This is a genomic window from uncultured Pseudophaeobacter sp., assembly GCA_905479575.1.
Lineage (GTDB): Bacteria > Pseudomonadota > Alphaproteobacteria > Rhodobacterales > Rhodobacteraceae > Pseudophaeobacter.
On record CAJQNB010000017.1, the window covers coordinates 115360 to 130697 of the forward strand.

At 57.5% G+C, this 15338-nt stretch carries 14 protein-coding genes; 9 read left to right on the forward strand and 5 right to left on the reverse strand.

The window, feature by feature from the left end:
* Window positions 1–28: 28 nt before the first annotated feature.
* From QZ268_RS05870 to QZ268_RS05880, 3 genes are all read right to left on the reverse strand, one after another.
* Window positions 29–313, reverse strand: a complete 285-nt coding sequence (locus QZ268_RS05870; protein ID WP_295449473.1) for an SCP2 sterol-binding domain-containing protein — start codon at window positions 311–313, stop codon at window positions 29–31.
* A gap of 114 nt (window positions 314–427) precedes the next feature.
* Window positions 428–880, reverse strand: a complete 453-nt coding sequence (locus QZ268_RS05875) for a DUF1810 domain-containing protein (RefSeq protein WP_295449477.1) — start codon at window positions 878–880, stop codon at window positions 428–430.
* Between the two features lie 227 nt (window positions 881–1107).
* On the reverse strand, window positions 1108–2334 hold the full coding sequence (locus tag QZ268_RS05880) for an argininosuccinate synthase (RefSeq protein WP_295449480.1): 1227 nt from the start codon (window positions 2332–2334) through the stop codon (window positions 1108–1110).
* A gap of 136 nt (window positions 2335–2470) precedes the next feature.
* On the opposite strand from QZ268_RS05880, the gene QZ268_RS05885 reads away from it, so the two are divergent.
* Complete coding sequence (locus QZ268_RS05885; protein WP_295449483.1) at window positions 2471–3223, forward strand: hypothetical protein; 753 nt, start codon at window positions 2471–2473, stop codon at window positions 3221–3223.
* A gap of 80 nt (window positions 3224–3303) precedes the next feature.
* Window positions 3304–4530, forward strand: a complete 1227-nt coding sequence (gene ilvA / locus QZ268_RS05890) for a threonine ammonia-lyase IlvA (RefSeq protein WP_295449485.1) — start codon at window positions 3304–3306, stop codon at window positions 4528–4530.
* A 203-nt stretch (window positions 4531–4733) separates the two neighbouring features.
* Here the strand turns inward: ilvA and QZ268_RS05895 are convergent, their stop codons facing one another.
* Window positions 4734–5057, reverse strand: coding sequence for an Hpt domain-containing protein (locus tag QZ268_RS05895; protein ID WP_295449489.1), 324 nt, complete (start codon window positions 5055–5057; stop codon window positions 4734–4736).
* A 171-nt stretch (window positions 5058–5228) separates the two neighbouring features.
* Between QZ268_RS05895 and QZ268_RS05900 the strand changes: the two genes are divergently transcribed.
* On the forward strand, window positions 5229–6500 hold the full coding sequence (locus tag QZ268_RS05900; protein WP_295449491.1) for a SpoIIE family protein phosphatase: 1272 nt from the start codon (window positions 5229–5231) through the stop codon (window positions 6498–6500).
* A gap of 247 nt (window positions 6501–6747) precedes the next feature.
* On the opposite strand, the gene QZ268_RS05905 is transcribed toward QZ268_RS05900, so the two are convergent.
* Complete coding sequence (locus QZ268_RS05905; RefSeq protein WP_295449494.1) at window positions 6748–7236, reverse strand: NUDIX hydrolase; 489 nt, start codon at window positions 7234–7236, stop codon at window positions 6748–6750.
* 95 nt (window positions 7237–7331) lie between these two features.
* Between QZ268_RS05905 and QZ268_RS05910 the strand changes: the two genes are divergently transcribed.
* The 6 genes from QZ268_RS05910 (at window position 7332) to QZ268_RS05935 (ending at window position 15336) form a co-directional block, all read left to right on the forward strand.
* Window positions 7332–8321 (forward strand): Hsp33 family molecular chaperone HslO, encoded by a 990-nt coding sequence (locus QZ268_RS05910; RefSeq protein ID WP_295449978.1) that lies wholly within the window; start codon window positions 7332–7334, stop codon window positions 8319–8321.
* Window positions 8314–8910, forward strand: coding sequence for a CoA pyrophosphatase (locus tag QZ268_RS05915; protein WP_295449497.1), 597 nt, complete (start codon window positions 8314–8316; stop codon window positions 8908–8910). Before QZ268_RS05910 ends, QZ268_RS05915 begins: the two co-directional genes overlap by 8 nt.
* A complete protein-coding gene (locus QZ268_RS05920; RefSeq protein ID WP_295449501.1) occupies window positions 8907–10076 on the forward strand; it encodes a CCA tRNA nucleotidyltransferase in 1170 nt (389 codons plus the stop codon). The genes QZ268_RS05915 and QZ268_RS05920 overlap by 4 nt, the downstream gene beginning before the upstream one ends.
* Window positions 10077–10305: 229 nt before the next feature.
* Window positions 10306–12144, forward strand: coding sequence for an ABC transporter ATP-binding protein (locus QZ268_RS05925; protein ID WP_295449504.1), 1839 nt, complete (start codon window positions 10306–10308; stop codon window positions 12142–12144).
* Window positions 12141–13988 (forward strand): ABC transporter ATP-binding protein, encoded by a 1848-nt coding sequence (locus QZ268_RS05930; RefSeq protein WP_295449506.1) that lies wholly within the window; start codon window positions 12141–12143, stop codon window positions 13986–13988. Before QZ268_RS05925 ends, QZ268_RS05930 begins: the two co-directional genes overlap by 4 nt.
* Window positions 13989–14088: 100 nt before the next feature.
* Window positions 14089–15336 carry a class I SAM-dependent RNA methyltransferase gene (locus QZ268_RS05935; RefSeq protein ID WP_295449508.1) on the forward strand — a complete coding sequence of 416 codons (1248 nt, stop codon included), beginning with the start codon at window positions 14089–14091 and terminating at the stop codon, window positions 15334–15336.
* Window positions 15337–15338 lie beyond the last annotated feature (2 nt).

Below are 15338 nucleotides of genomic sequence, written 5' to 3' on the forward strand. Positions count from 1 at the left end.
CCCAAGGTATTTGGGGCAAGATGAAAGCTCAGCCGATCAGCTTACTCAGCTTCATCGCCGTGGCCATATCGCCGGAGATTTTGAGCTTACCCATCATTACACTGGTCATTGGGTTTAATTTTCCGGTCAGCAGTTTTACCAGATTGTCCTGAGAGAGTTTAATGGTGCAATCCGTGTCACGGTCGGTGGTTGATGCGGTGCCATCTGCCAGAATAATCACGCCGTCGCTGCCACAATCAAACTTCAAGGAGCCTGCAAAACTTTTGCCCTGAAGCTCTTTGGATATACCTTGTGCAATGTCGTGTAGCGCCATCGGATTACCTCATGAGACTGTCACCAAAGGGGTAAGCGAGCGCAGCTTCGCTCGCAACCTTGACGATGGGGAAAGTAACCGATGAAGTGGCAGGACGCTCAAATTAGAGCCTGTTTAGGCGATCGCTTCGAGGGTCACGTCGCAGGGGGTGGCTGCAAAGAATGTGGCGAGGACCTCGGCGAAGACATCGGGTGCGCCAGGGGTGGCGGCAAAAAGCGTCATGCTGGAACGTAGTTTTTTGGCGTCTGTGGTGCCCAGAATTGCTGCAGGGTCCTGACCCTGATGTGTGAGCATCAGCTCGGAAACTTCGATCAGTCGGGCGCGCAGGACGTCATGGCCTAGAAAAGCAGTGGCTTCTGACAGGTCTTCGATGCCGTAAAGTTGCGCCATATGGGACTGGCCAAGTTCCGCCAGTTGCGGAAAGACGAACCACATCCAGTGGCCGGTTTTCTTGCCGGATTTCAGCTCTGCCAAGACATCTGCCCAGACAGTGTCCTGGGCTTCGACAAACATCTCCAGCTCTTCCGCGAAATCATCTTCAAAGAGGTCATCCTCTTGATCAGTCATCCCAAACTCCGTCTGCGCCGATATTTTCCAGACCCTAGCGGATGCAGAACTACTGCGCCAGACGCTCTTTGAAACTATCGATTTTTCGGATGCGGTCGCGGCTTAGGGGGTGGTGGACGGCCAATCACGGCTGCTATCATGGGTTTTCTGATCTCGCCACATAACGGTAGGAAAAAGGACCACACCAATTGGTGCGGCCCTTTCAAAAATTCAGTTTTTTAGACTACTTACTTTTTCAGGCGACGATCGCGGGCCGCCAGTAGTTTAAGACGCAGGGCATTGAGCTGGATAAAGCCCGCTGCATCGGTCTGATCATAGGCGCCGGCATCTTCTTCAAAGGTCACATGGGCCTCGGAGTAGAGCGTGTGGTCCGACCAGCGGCCAACGCAGGTGGCGGAGCCTTTGTAGAGTTTGAGACGCACAGTGCCGGTGACATGGGTCTGGCTGGCGTCGATGGCGGCTTGCAGCATCTCACGCTCGGGGCTGTACCAGAAGCCGTTGTAGATCAGCTCGGCGTATTTTGGCATCAGCTCGTCTTTGAGGTGCATGGCGCCACGGTCCATGGTGATGCTCTCGATGCCGCGGTGCGCCTCCAGCAGCAGGGTGCCGCCGGGGGTTTCATAGATGCCGCGCGACTTCATGCCAACAAAGCGACCCTCAACCAGGTCGAGACGGCCGCAGCCGTGCTTGCCGCCGTATTCATTCAGCTTGGTCAGGATGGTGGCAGGCGACATTGCCTCACCATTGATCGAGACAGCATCGCCCTTTTCAAAGCCGACTTCGATGAACTCGGGCTCATTTGGCGCATCTTCGGGGTGAACGGTGCGCTGGTAGACGTAGTCGGGCGCCATGACGGCGGGATCTTCCAGCACTTTGCCCTCAGAAGAGGTGTGCAACAGGTTGGCGTCCACCGAGAACGGCGCTTCGCCGCGCTTGTCCTTGGCGACGGGGATCTGGTTTTGCTCAGCGAACTCCAGCAGGCGGGTGCGCGAGGTCAGATCCCATTCACGCCAGGGTGCGATCACCTTGATGTCGGGGTTCAGCGCATAGGCGGCCAGCTCAAAACGCACCTGGTCGTTGCCCTTGCCGGTGGCGCCATGGGCCACGGCATCAGCGCCGGTGGCTTCGGCGATCTCAACCAGACGTTTGGAGATCAGCGGACGCGCGATTGAGGTGCCCAGCAGATAGAGACCCTCATAGACGGCATTGGCGCGGAACATCGGGAAGACAAAATCGCGCACGAACTCTTCGCGGACGTCCTCAATGTAGATGTTTTCCGGCTTGATGCCGAGCAGCTCAGCCTTTTGGCGGGCGGGCTCCAGCTCTTCACCCTGGCCGAGATCGGCGGTGAAGGTAACAACTTCGCAGCCATATTCGGTCTGCAGCCATTTCAGGATGATTGAGGTATCAAGGCCACCGGAATAGGCCAGCACAACTTTCTTGGGCGCGGACATAGAATTTCCTCTCAGTCAGATCGACTGGGCGATAGCGGGTTTCGAACGTGAGGGCAAGGTTTACTGGCCTTTTCCTGTATTGCGCACTCGCATAGCGTGCGACATAAAGCGCAGTATTGTGATGGAGAGAATTTAGATGAAGTCTTGGTCGATTTTTGCCCATTCCTTTGGGATGGTGTTTCGCAACCTGAAACAAGCCCTGCAGATTGGGCTGGTGCCTGTGGTGATTGCTTTTGTCGGTGTCTTTGCCGCGCTTTCATATATCGGAGTGTCTGTTTCTGTCCTTCAGGATGAGCAGGCTTTGGGGCTGTTGATTGCCAATAGTTGGATGGTTTTCTTCGCCACCTGGGTGTTTGTGATGATCATGATGTTGTGGATCGTGACCTCCTGGCACCGCTTTGTGCTGCTGGAAGAATACCCGCAGGGATGGGTTCCGCCGTTTCGGTTTGACCGCATTCTCTCTTACATCGGGCATGCTCTTATGCTCGGGATCTTGATGATGATCGCGATGATACCTGCGGCGATTGTGATGTTTGGCTTAAGTGCGATGTCACCAGTTCTAGCAGGTGTCTTTGCCATTATTCTGGTGCTTTCTGCTGTGGTTGGGCTGTACCGCCTGTTGCCGGTGCTTCCTGCTGCGGCCATTGGTAAGTCCCTGAAGATCAAAGAAGCATGGGAGGCAACCACGGGCGAAACCTGGACCATTGTTGGGCTTATTCTTATTGGTTTCTTGTTTCAACTGTTGCTGAACATCATGGCGGCTCTGTTTGTGTTGGTGCCAATCATTGGGCCGATTGTTCTCTATGCAGTGTTGCTGGTCATGTCTTTGGTCAATGTCAGCATCCTCACCACACTTTATGGTCACTACATCGAAGGCCGCCCGATCTGACAAAGCCTGGATCGGTATTCTTCGGTATGCTTTGATCCTGCCCCCTTGCCTTGGGGACGGGGTTGCGCCAATCAAGGGATATGACCGATTTCATGACTCAGGCCCGTGCGGCCGAGGCGGCGATGCGCGATGTGTTTCCGCCCACGCCGCTGCAAAAGAATGTCCACCTGTCCGAGCGCTTCGGGGCGGAAATTTACCTCAAGCGTGAGGATCTGAGCCCGGTCCGGTCTTACAAAATCCGTGGTGCCTTTAATGCCATGCGCAAGCAACCTGGCAAGGAGCTGTTTGTCTGTGCTTCAGCCGGCAATCACGCACAGGGCGTCGCCTTCATGTGCAAACACATGGCCGTCAAAGGCGTGATCTTTATGCCGGTGACCACACCGCAGCAAAAGATCCAGAAAACCCGGATGTTTGGTGGTGACAATGTCGAGATCCATTTGGTCGGTGACTATTTTGACGACACCTTGACGGCAGCGCAGGAGTGGTGCGCCCGTGAAGGCGGGCATTTCTTGTCGCCCTTTGACGATCCAGATGTGATCGAAGGCCAAAGCTCCATCGCAGTAGAGATCGAAGCGCAGTTGGGCGGGGTGCCTGATCATGTGATTTTGCCGGTGGGCGGCGGCGGTATGTCCGCCGGGGTGACCAGCTGGTTTGGCGACCGGGTGCATAGTCTTTTTGTGGAACCTGCGGGCGGTGCCTGCCTGCGCGCGGCGCTGACAGCTGGACGGCCGGTGTCCTTGGACAAGGTGGATACCTTTGTTGATGGCGCAGCGGTGGGGCGGCTGGGGGAGCGCCCTTTTGAGGTGCTGAAACATGTGCCTTTGCCAGATGTGATCGCGCTGCCTGAAGACCGGGTTTGCACCACCATGGTCGAAATGCTGAACGTCGAGGGAATCGTCTTGGAACCAGCCGGAGCCTTGGCCATCGAAGCACTGGGCGATCTGCGGACCTGGATTCGGGGCAAGACGGTTGTTTGCGTTACCTCTGGCGGGAATTTTGATTTTGAGCGCCTGCCCGAGGTCAAAGAACGGGCACAGCGATACTCTGGCGTGAAAAAGTACTTTTTACTGCGGTTGCCACAGCGACCCGGCGCATTAAAAGAGTTTCTGGGCATTCTGGGGCCTGAGGATGATATTGCCCGATTTGAATATTTGAAAAAGTCGGCCCGCAATTTTGGCTCGGTCCTGATTGGGATCGAAACCAAACGACCAGAAAACTTTACGGACTTTTTAGCACGGCTGGATGACGCGGGTATGTCCTACACAGATATCACCAATGATGAGACTTTGGCTCAGTTTCTGATTTGAAGGATGGCGCTGAGGGGGAGGCTTGGTGGTGCCGGTCGACAGGGCGTCGTCTGGTTGCCGCAACCGGGGCCGCCCGCAGGGCGGCAGGCTGGCCGCAAGAGGCCAACCCAGGTTACAGTCTGTAGATCAAAGAAAGGGCGTTAGATTTTTGTAAAATTTGATGAAATTAAAGTGACAAACGTCAAACACCGGAGTGATGTAAACTAGCCTTGATTGGGAAGTTCCGTGAGAAAGCTGTGTTTTGAAGCTTCAAACATATCAAGAATCGCCGGCAGATCGACTTCGCTGGCCTGACCTTCAGCAGCCTGACGTTCACCTTGCAGGCAGAGCTTTGAAAAGCTGTCAAACCCGAGATTTAGGGCGCAGCCCTTGAGAAAATGCAGGTCCTGTTCAAGCTGGCTGCGATCATCGTCACGAAGTTTTTTGATAATTTCTTCGACTTCTTCCAGAAAAAGTTCCACAACTTCGCCGAAATCATCTTGACCGATCTCGTCTTTCAGCTCGTTTACCCGAGGCCAATCTATCATTGCGTGTTCCTATTTGCCTTCAGTTTGAGAGAGACAGTTAGTTTGTATGTAGTAAATTTAAGGTGAAAAAGGGGGCGAGAGACAATTTTCAATATTCATATCCTATTAAAGGTCTGCCCTGATAGTGACAGCAGATAGAAGACCGCGATCATTTTGTAAGAGGTACCGAGGGTGCTGCCGGACAGTTCACTGGACAACGAGGAACACGCTATGAGCGGGTCTATCAACCGTGTGTTGGTGGTCGACGACAGCCGTTTGCAGCGCCGCATTCTGGTTGCCTCTTTGCAGAAATGGGGATTCGATGTTGTTGAGGCCGAAAGCGGAGCCGCAGCAATGGAGATTTGCCGGCAAGATCCGCCTGATTTGATTCTCAGCGATTGGATGATGCCGGGGATGAATGGCCTGGAATTTTGCCAGGCCTTTCGCGAACAATCCAAAGACAACTATGCCTATTTCATCCTGCTGACCTCCAAAAGTGAAAAGAATGAGGTGGCCGAAGGTCTGGATGCCGGGGCTGATGATTTCCTGACCAAGCCGGTGAGCTCGGATGAGCTGCGGGCGCGGATTTCGGCAGGGGAACGTATCCTGAAAATGCAGCGAGAGCTGTCAGAAAAGAACCGAATCGTTTCTGACACTCTGGATGAGCTGCAGAGCGTCTACGATGCCATCGACCAAGATCTCATTCAGGCCCGCAAGATACAGGAATCTCTGGTGCCCGAACTCTCAAAGGAGTTTGGGTCTTCTACCGTGAGCCTGTTGCTCAAACCCTGTGGCCATATCGGTGGCGATTTGGTTGGCATGTTCTGCCCAGGGGTGAATCGGATCGGCTTCTATTCGATTGATGTGTCCGGCCACGGGATTACCTCGGCGATGATGACAGCCCGTCTGGGGGGCTATCTGTCTTCGACCTATTTTGATCAGAATGTCGGTATGGAGCAGCGGTTCAAAAGGTTCTACGCGTTGCGTCAACCGGATGAGGTTGCCCGCTTGCTGAACGCGCGCCTGATTGCCGATACCGGCATCGAAGAATACTTCACCATGGCCTATTGTATCGTAGATCTGCGCAGCGGTGTGCTGAAGATGGTGCAGGCGGGGCATCCGCATCCCTTGCTGTTACGACGGGATGGCAGCACCGAATTTTTGGGCAAAGGTGGCGTTCCAATCGGTTTGGTGCCGGATATCAGTTATAGCCAGGAAGAAGTGGTTCTGGAAAAGGGTGACCGGTTGTTGCTCTATTCTGATGGCTTTACCGAAGCGCGGCTGGAGAACGGCGAGATGCTCGAGGTTGAAGGCCTGCTGGACCTGATCAGCAAATGCGATTCGCGTCAGAGCGGCAAGGAATTCCTGGATGATCTGTACTGGAACCTCACTCAGATCCTGTCGCAGGAATACGGGCTAGAGGACGATGTGTCCGCAACCCTGTTTGAATATGAGGGCCCCTGATCTTCAGTTCAGGGGTATTCCTCTGTTCAAGCCCAGGGGGAGCTCCCGCCAATCGTCAGATTATAAAAAATAATCTGCTCTTGTTGGGCCCGGCAGACCGCTAAAGCGGTCTGCGGTTGCGCGTCGGTTTGAGCTTTTGATGACAGGCAAAGGTGAAAACAGGAAAATGTGCCTTGCTCCCCTGAGAAAAGGTCGCCAACCGCAGCACGCTAAGGCGTGCTGCCCGGCCCAACCCTGTTGATTGGCTTTAGCCCTTCAAAAAGGGGCGGGAGCATTTGGGCTGTGTTTTGGCTTGGCTGCGGCGGTAGAACAGAGTGGCAAAATGGCGATCACCGTCATTTCCCAGGCGTTGAATCGCCTCCTCTGGCGACATCCAAACCGCCTCATGCTGGGATTCTGTCGGCGGCCCCAGTTTGCGCAGAGGGCGCGCCAGGTAGATGTGGCACAGTTTTTCTGCCCAGAGATCGTATTCCGGCATGAAAGTGTAGCGCCGAAATGCTCCGAGCCTTTGAGGTGCAGCGATGGACCAGCCGGTTTCTTCATAGACCTCGCGGTGCAGAGCGGGCAGGGGTGACTCTCCAGGATCGATACCGCCGCCGGGCAGCTGGATGTCGGGATGCGGGTCCATCTGGCAGGTCAGCAAAAACCGCCCATTTCGCGGCAATATTGCATAGGCTCCGGGGCGCATCTGATACCGCTGATTATGCCGTGGCACCGCGCCAAACCGTCTGATCATCTGCGCCCCCTTCACTCTATCGTGGAAAACCCTATATAGGCTCGATATGCCAATCATCGGCTCCTAATGAAACCCCCATGACCGTTGGATCAAACATGACTCTTGGATCAAAAATCGCATGGGACGATACCGTCCTGCCTTTTCAGCTTGATGCATCTGATATGCGGGGCCGTGTGGTGCGGCTTGATTCCGCGCTTGATGGCATTTTGAAACAACACAACTATCCGCCTCAGGTCGAAGCCCTGGTCGCGGAAATGGCACTTCTGACCGCGATGATCGGGCAAACGATCAAGCTGCGCTGGAAACTGTCGCTGCAGATTCAGTCCAAGGGCCCGGTTCGGATGATCGCCACCGATTATTACGCCCCGGCGAGCGAAGGCGAACCGGCCCGCATTCGTGCCTATGCCAGCTTTGATGCAGAGCGTCTGACCGATTCCGCGCCGTTTGATCAGGTGGGAGAAGGCTATTTTGCCGTGATGATCAACCAGGGCGAAGATACCAAACCCTACCAGGGGATTGCCGCGCTGGATGGCGAATCGCTGGCTGCCTGTGCTGGCGCCTATTTTGCTCAGTCCGAACAGCTGCCGACGACCTTTACCCTCACCTATGGGAAATCCTCCAGCCCCGGTGTTGCCGAACATTGGCGCGCCGGTGGCGTGATGATGCAGCATATGCCAAAGGCTTCGCCTTTTGTGGCCGCCGATGCAGAGGGCAGCGGTGCCACGCTCCGGGCTGCGGATCTGGTCGAAGGCGAGGCTGAGGAAAACTGGAATCGCGTCAACACCCTGCTGAACACCGTCGAAGAGCTGGAGCTGATTGGCCCCTCAGTGACCCCAACAGAGCTGCTTTTGCGCCTGTTCCACGAGGAAGAGCCACGGGTCTATGATGCGCAGGCGGTCCATTTTGGCTGCACCTGTTCCGAGGATCGCGTCCGTCAAAGCCTGTCGATCTACTCGGCCAAGGATATTGCCACCATGACGACGGATGAGGGCCGGGTAACAGCCGACTGTCAGTTCTGCAGTGCGCATTATGATCTGGACCCAAAAACGGTTGGCTTTGAAGCGGAAACTGCTACCGATGAGTGAGCTGCGGCGCAGTCTGAAGGCCGTGCTGGCGGATCAGAGGGCGGGGTCTTCGGATTTTGATCTCAACCCTGATCTCGCCCTTCCACCAGAACGCAGGCTGCGCCCTGCCGGGGTTCTGGTGGCGATCTCGCTGGTGGAAGACGCGCCACGGGTTATCCTGACAAAACGATCCTCGGCGTTGAAACACCACCCTGGCCAGATCGCCTTTCCCGGTGGGAAGGTGGATGAGGGTGATGTCGATGTCACTGCCGCCGCCCTGCGCGAGGCCTGGGAGGAGATTGGTCTACCCAAAGACCTGCCGGAGGTCATCGGCCTGTTGCCCAGCCACGAGACCGTCACCAGCTTTCAGGTGACCCCCGTGGTGGCATTGCTGCATGAGCCCTTTGATATTCGCCCCGAAGCCGGGGAAGTGGCCGAGGTCTTTTCCGTGCCACTCAGCCATGTGCTGGACCCGCACAATTATATCGTGACCTCACGCAGTTGGCGGGGCACCCGGCGGCACTATTACACGGTGCCCTTTGGCCCCTATTATATCTGGGGCGCCACGGCGCGGATGCTGCGCAATCTTGCCGGGGTACTGCAGAAATGACCCTATTGGCGGGGCAGCCTTGGCTGACGGATCCAGCAACCCAAGCTGTTTGTGCGGCTTTGACCGCAGAGGGGACCGAACGGGGGGCGGCGGCGTTATTTGTTGGTGGCTGTGTGCGCAATGCCCTGATGGGCGTGCCGGTTTCCGACATTGATATTGCCACCGATGCCACCCCAGATGAGGTCGTGGCCCTGGCCAAAGCCGCAGGAATCAAGGCGATTCCAACCGGGATTGACCATGGCACGGTGACGCTGGTGCAAAACCAGATCCCCCACGAGGTGACGACGTTTCGCAAAGATGTTGCAACGGATGGCCGTCGCGCTGTGGTGGCCTTTTCCAAAGAGATCGCCGAGGATGCCGCGCGCCGCGATTTCACCATGAATGCCATCTATGCGCGCCCCGATGGCACAGTTGTCGATCCCCTGGGGGGTATGGCAGACCTGAAAGCGCGCCGGGTGCGGTTTATTGGTACCGCTGAACACCGCATTCGCGAAGACTACCTGCGCACCCTGCGCTATTTCAGGTTCCACGCCTGGTATGGCGACACCCAAGCCGGGTTTGACCCGGAAGCTCTGGCCGCGATTGCTGCCAATCTTGAGGGGTTGTCGCAGCTATCGCTGGAACGTGTCACGGCTGAGCTGTTGAAACTTCTCGGTGCGCCCGACCCAGCCCCGGCGATTGCAGTGATGCGCCAAATTGGTGTGTTGGGGCAAATTCTTCCGGGCGCAGATGACCGGGCGCTGGCACCGCTCATTCATTTGGAGGCCGGTGCACAGGTTGATCCGGTGCGGCGCCTGGCAGCGCTGGGCGGCGCTGAGATGCAGGGGCATTTGCGATTGAGCAAGGCAGAGGCCCGCCAGCTGGTGCAGCTGCGCGATGCCGTCAGCGCCTCTGCCACGGCGACCGAGCTGAGCTACCGGCTGGGGCGGGATCTGGCCCACAGTGCCTGCCTGTTGCGGGCGGCGCTGTTGGAACAGCCCATTTCACCCGAATTAGAGACTGATTTGGCGCGTGGCACCGAAGCGATCTTTCCGATTGTAGCGGCTGATCTGATGCCTGATCTTTCGGGTGCGGCGCTGGGCGCGGCATTGAAACAGCTCGAGCAAGCCTGGATCGCGTCGGGCTTTGCTTTGGACCGTGCAGAGCTGCTGCAACAGTTGAAATAACGCCACAGACACCGGGCTTTGCGATGCAGGCCAAAATCTGAGGGTGACAGGTGATGGAATTTATGACTATTTCTGCCTTAGCCAAAACAATCATGCCGGGAGGAATGCGAATGTACTACGGGATCTGGTTTAGCTAACGCCGTACCACCCGTTTGAAGGGGGGCACGGTCACGCCTCTTGTCTGCATTTTTGCATTCCCTATTTGCTCAAGTAACTGGAGCACACTGTCATGTTTCGTTTTTTTGAAAACCTTATCGACCCCTATTGCGACTATCCGGAAACGGATCAACCGCCGACCCGGCTTTGGCCCTTTCTGAAGGCCTATTCGCAGCCGTTCAAAGCTGTGTTCATCCTGACCGCCTGCATGTCGGTGGTGGTGGCCGCAATCGAAATTGGTCTGATCTACTACATGGGGCGGGTGGTTGATCTGCTGTCCAACCCACCAGAGCAGGTCTGGCAGAGCTATGGCACCGAGCTCATCCTGGTGGCGCTGTTCATCCTGGTGTTGCGCCCGTTGCTGCAGCTGGCGGATGTCTTGCTGCTCAACAACGCCATTTTGCCGAACTTTGGCACCTTGATCCGTTGGCGGGCCCATAAACATGTGCTGCGCCAGTCGGTGTCCTGGTTTGAGAATGATTTTGCCGGCCGGATTGCCAACCGCATCATGCAAACGCCGCCTGCAGCGGGCGAGGTGGTGTTTCAGGTCTTTGACGCGATTACCTTTTCGCTGGCCTATCTGGTGGGCGCGGCAATCATGCTGACGGTGGCAGACCCGCGACTGATGCTACCGTTGCTGATCTGGTTTGTGCTTTATGGGGTTCTGGTGCGCTGGACGATTCAGCGGGTGGGACCGGCCAGCCAGGCGGCCTCGGATGCGCGGTCCACCGTGACCGGCCGGGTGGTGGACAGCTATTCGAATATCCATTCGGTCAAGATGTTCGCCCATGATGACCGGGAACTTTCCTATGCCAAAGACGCGATTGAAAAGACCCGCGAGACCTTTCAGCAGGAAATGCGCATCTTCACCGTGATGGACGGGGTTCTGGTGGGCTTGAACGGGTTGCTGATTGTTGGGGTTGTCGGCTGGGCGCTGCATCTGTGGATGATCGGGTCTGCCTCTGCCGGAGTGGTGGCGGCTGCAACGGCGCTGACCCTGCGGCTGAACGCCATGACCGGCTGGATCATGTGGGCGCTGACTTCGTTCTTTCGGCAGCTTGGTGTGGTGGCCGAGGGCATGGAGACAATCGCCCAGCCCATTGATCTGGTGGATGTCACCAATGCCGTACCCCTGCGTCTGAGCCAGGGCGAGGTGGTGCTAAAAGATCTGTCGCATCACTATGGTCGCGAGGCTGGCGGGTTGGATCAGTTGAACCTGACCATCAAGCCGGGTGAAAAAATTGGTCTGGTGGGGCGCTCGGGGGCTGGCAAATCGACCTTGGTCAAACTGCTGTTGCGGTTTTACGATCCGGATGCAGGGCAGATCCTGATTGATGGTCAGGATATCGCCTGCATCACCCAGGACAGTCTGCGCAGCAATATCGGTATGGTTCAGCAAGACAGCGCCCTGTTGCATCGCTCGGTGCGCGATAACCTGCTCTATGGGCGACCGGATGCCAGCGAGGAGCAGATCCTGTCAGCAGCCAAACAGGCGCAGGCACATGAGTTTATTCTGGATCTGGAGGACCCGCAGGGGCGGCGTGGCTATGAGGCCCATGTGGGCGAGCGCGGCGTCAAGCTTTCTGGTGGCCAGCGTCAACGGATCACTCTGGCGCGGGTGATCCTGAAGAATGCGCCAATACTGCTGCTGGATGAGGCCACCTCGGCGCTGGATTCCGAGGTCGAAGCCGCCATTCAGGAGACTCTTTATGGGATGATGGAGGGCAAGACGGTGATTGCCATTGCACATCGGCTGTCCACCATCGCACAGATGGACCGCATTCTGGTACTGGATGACGGGAAGATCGCAGAGCAAGGTTGCCACGAGGAGCTGTTGCAGGCTCAAGGGCTTTATGCCCAGTTCTGGGCGCGTCAGTCCGGCGGATTTTTGAATATCGAGGCAGCTGAATGAAACTAGGCAATCTGATCGACGCCTTCCAACCGGCCAAGGGACCACCGCCACAACAACTGGGGGGGTTCCTGCGCTGGGTGCTGGCCGGAGCCTGGCCGATGCTTTTTCTGGCGGCGGCGATTTCGGCCGTTGCCGGCGCCATGGAGGCGGGGACCGCTTTTTTCCTTGGGCTGGTGATCGACACCGCCCTGGCCAGCGGGCCGGATGCGTTTTTCACCAGTGGCAATATCCTGGTGATCCTGGGGGCGCTGGGCTTTTTCATGCTGGTGCGGCCAGTGCTTTTTGGGCTTTCTGCGGCGTCTAATGCCATCATTGTACAGCCGAATGTGAACCCGCTGGTGTTGTCGCGGCTTAACCGCTGGACGTTGGGCCAGTCGGTGCGGTTCTTTGACGATGATTTTGCGGGACGTATTGCGCAAAAGCAGATGCAAACGGCCTCGGCGGTGACCTCGGTTGCGACCGAGATGATCAATGTGGTGGCCTTTGCCCTGGCTTCATTGCTGGGCTCGCTGGCGCTGCTTGGGGCGATTGATAGCCGCATCACCCTGTTGTTTTTGGTCTGGCTGGTGGGGTATTTTGCCCTGATCCGCTGGTTCCTGCCGCGGGTGCGCCAACGGTCGGGCAAACGCGCAGGGGCGCGGGCGATGGTGTCCGGGCAGGTGGTGGACAGCATCACCAACATCAAGACGGTAAAGCTGTTCGCCCATGCCACCCATGAGGAACGCAGCGCCCAGGATGCGATGGCGAAATTCCGCGATACCGCACTGGACTTTGGCTATCTAGCCGCCAGTTTCCGGTTTTGCCTGATGACCCTTGCGGGGCTTTTGCCGGTGCTTTTGATCGGCGCGACCCTGCTGTTGTGGCGCAACGGTATGGCCAGCGAGGGCGATATTGTCGCCGCCGGAGCTGTCTCGATCCGTATCGCCCAGATGACCGGCTGGGTCAGTTTCACCCTGATGGCGATCTACTCGAATGTGGGGGAGATCGAAAACGGCATGAAGACCCTATCCCGCCCTGATCGGGTCGAAGATATCGAAACTGCAAAGCCGTTGCTGGTCAGCGAAGGGGCGATCAGCTTTGATGATGTTGCCTTTGCCTATGGCCGCGATATGGGCGGCATCCGCAATATCTCGCTCGCGATCAAACCGGGTGAAAAACTGGGCATTGTTGGCGCCTCGGGGGCGGGGAAGTCTACCCTCGTGTCGCTGCTGTTGCGGCTCTATGACGGGGAAGGTGGCAAGATTCTGATCGACGGGCAGGATATTGCCGGGGTGACGCAGGATTCCCTGCGCGGCCAGATTGGCATGGTCACTCAGGAAACCGCGATGTTCAATCGTTCGGCGCGGGATAACATCCTGTATGGTCGGCCCGATGCCAGCGAGGCAGAACTGATCGCAGCGGCAAAACAGGCTGAGGCACATGAGTTTATTCTCGATCTCGAAGACGGGCAGGGACGTCAGGGTTATGATGCCTTTCTTGGCGAACGGGGGGTCAAACTGTCAGGCGGGCAGCGGCAGCGGATTGCTCTGGCGCGGGCGATTCTGAAGGACGCTCCGATTCTGATCATGGATGAGGCCACCTCTGCGCTGGATTCCGAGGTCGAGGCGCTGATCCAGGCCGCATTGGAACGGGTGATGCAGGGCAAGACGGTGCTGGCTATTGCGCATCGCCTGTCTACGCTGAGCGAAATGGACCGGATCATCGTGATGGAGCAGGGGCAGATTGCCGAGATTGGCAGCCATAGGGAATTGCTGGATTTGGGCGGGCTCTATGCCCAGTTTTGGGCGCGCCAGTCGGGTGGGTTTATCTGCACCGATGCCGAGGACAGCGCCGCCGCCGAGTGATTTTGCCAAAACCGCGGCCTGCACGCATAAAACCCGGCTTTCTCTGCGTTTGTCGGGTTTTGTCCTTTTTTCATTAGGCCGCAGTCGCTATCTAGCCTGAATGACAGATGTAGCCAGAACCACAGCAACCATCCTTCGACTCGGCCACCAAGGTGACGGAGTCGCCCATGGCCCGCTTTTTGCCCCCCGCACCCTGCCAGACGAGCAGGTGAGCGGCGTGCAAGAGGGGTCACAATTGACCGATATCCGTATCGAGACCCCGTCCGAGCACCGTATTCAGGCGCCCTGCCGCCACTACAAATCCTGCGGTGGCTGCCAGCTGCAGCACGCCAGCGATGGGTTTGTTGCCGATTGGAAGCTGGGAATTGTGGAAAAAGCACTGGCGGCCCAGGGGGTGGAGACAACATTGCGCCCCATCCATACCTCGCCCGCGCAGACGCGACGCCGCGCTACTCTGGCGGTACGGCGCACCAAAAAGGGGGCCATGGCCGGGTTTCACGGGCGGGCCTCTGGGGTGATCACGCCGATCCCGGATTGCCAGTTGCTGGACCCGGATTTGATCGCTGCCATCCCCCTGGCCGAGGCCCTGGCGATGACTGGCGCCAGCCGCAAGACACCGCTTTCTGTGACGCTCACCACTTCTGAAACCGGGCTGGACGTATTGGTGCGGGATGGCAAACCATTGGACAGCACCCTGCGCAGCGCGCTTGCTGAACTGGCGGGGCAACACGGGGTTGCGCGTCTGACTTGGGAGGATGAGCAGGTGGCGATGGAACAACCGCCCTTGCAAGCCTTTGGCACCGCGCGGGTTTGTCCGCCGCCGGGCTCCTTTCTGCAGGCGACCCGTGACGGCGAAGCCGCGTTGCTGGCTGGCGTTCTGGAGATCACCAAAGGCGCCAAGCGCATCGTTGATTTCTTTGCGGGCTGCGGCACCTTTTCGCTGCCCCTCGCAGCCCATGCCGAAGTTTTGGCGCTGGAAAGCGAGCCCGCGATGATCGAGGCGCTGAATTTGGGCTGGCGTCAGGGCAAGGGGCTGAAAAAGCTCACCGCCGAGGTGCGGGATCTGTTCCGCAATCCGCTGCTGCCCGAAGACCTGAAACCCTTTGGCGCCTTTTTTGAGGCGGCAGTGATTGACCCGCCCCGCGCCGGGGCCGAGGCCCAGGTGGCGCAGTTGGCCGAATCGCGGATACCGGTGATCGCCTATGTTTCCTGCAACCCGGTGACCTTTGCCCGTGATGCCAAGATCCTGGTGGCAGCCGGCTATAAGCTCAACTGGGTGCAGGTTGTTGACCAGTTCAGATGGTCAGCCCATACCGAAGTTGTTGCCAGCTTTACGCTGGATGACTGATG

Bases quoted from the DNA above. Each gene is read 5' to 3' on its own strand.
- QZ268_RS05880 (WP_295449480.1), bottom strand. From the start codon at position 2,334: ATGTCCGCGCCCAAGAAAGTTGTGCTGGCCTATTCCGGTGGCCTTGAT.
- QZ268_RS05895 (WP_295449489.1), bottom strand. From the start codon at position 5,057: ATGATAGATTGGCCTCGGGTAAACGAGCTGAAAGACGAGATCGGTCAA.
- QZ268_RS05885 (WP_295449483.1), top strand. From the start codon at position 2,471: ATGAAGTCTTGGTCGATTTTTGCCCATTCCTTTGGGATGGTGTTTCGC.
- QZ268_RS05870 (WP_295449473.1), bottom strand. From the start codon at position 313: ATGGCGCTACACGACATTGCACAAGGTATATCCAAAGAGCTTCAGGGC.
- ilvA (WP_295449485.1), top strand. From the start codon at position 3,304: ATGACCGATTTCATGACTCAGGCCCGTGCGGCCGAGGCGGCGATGCGC.
- QZ268_RS05935 (WP_295449508.1), top strand. From the start codon at position 14,089: ATGACAGATGTAGCCAGAACCACAGCAACCATCCTTCGACTCGGCCAC.
- QZ268_RS05905 (WP_295449494.1), bottom strand. From the start codon at position 7,236: ATGATCAGACGGTTTGGCGCGGTGCCACGGCATAATCAGCGGTATCAG.
- QZ268_RS05920 (WP_295449501.1), top strand. From the start codon at position 8,907: ATGACCCTATTGGCGGGGCAGCCTTGGCTGACGGATCCAGCAACCCAA.
- QZ268_RS05875 (WP_295449477.1), bottom strand. From the start codon at position 880: ATGACTGATCAAGAGGATGACCTCTTTGAAGATGATTTCGCGGAAGAG.
- QZ268_RS05910 (WP_295449978.1), top strand. From the start codon at position 7,332: ATGACTCTTGGATCAAAAATCGCATGGGACGATACCGTCCTGCCTTTT.
- QZ268_RS05930 (WP_295449506.1), top strand. From the start codon at position 12,141: ATGAAACTAGGCAATCTGATCGACGCCTTCCAACCGGCCAAGGGACCA.
- QZ268_RS05925 (WP_295449504.1), top strand. From the start codon at position 10,306: ATGTTTCGTTTTTTTGAAAACCTTATCGACCCCTATTGCGACTATCCG.
- QZ268_RS05915 (WP_295449497.1), top strand. From the start codon at position 8,314: ATGAGTGAGCTGCGGCGCAGTCTGAAGGCCGTGCTGGCGGATCAGAGG.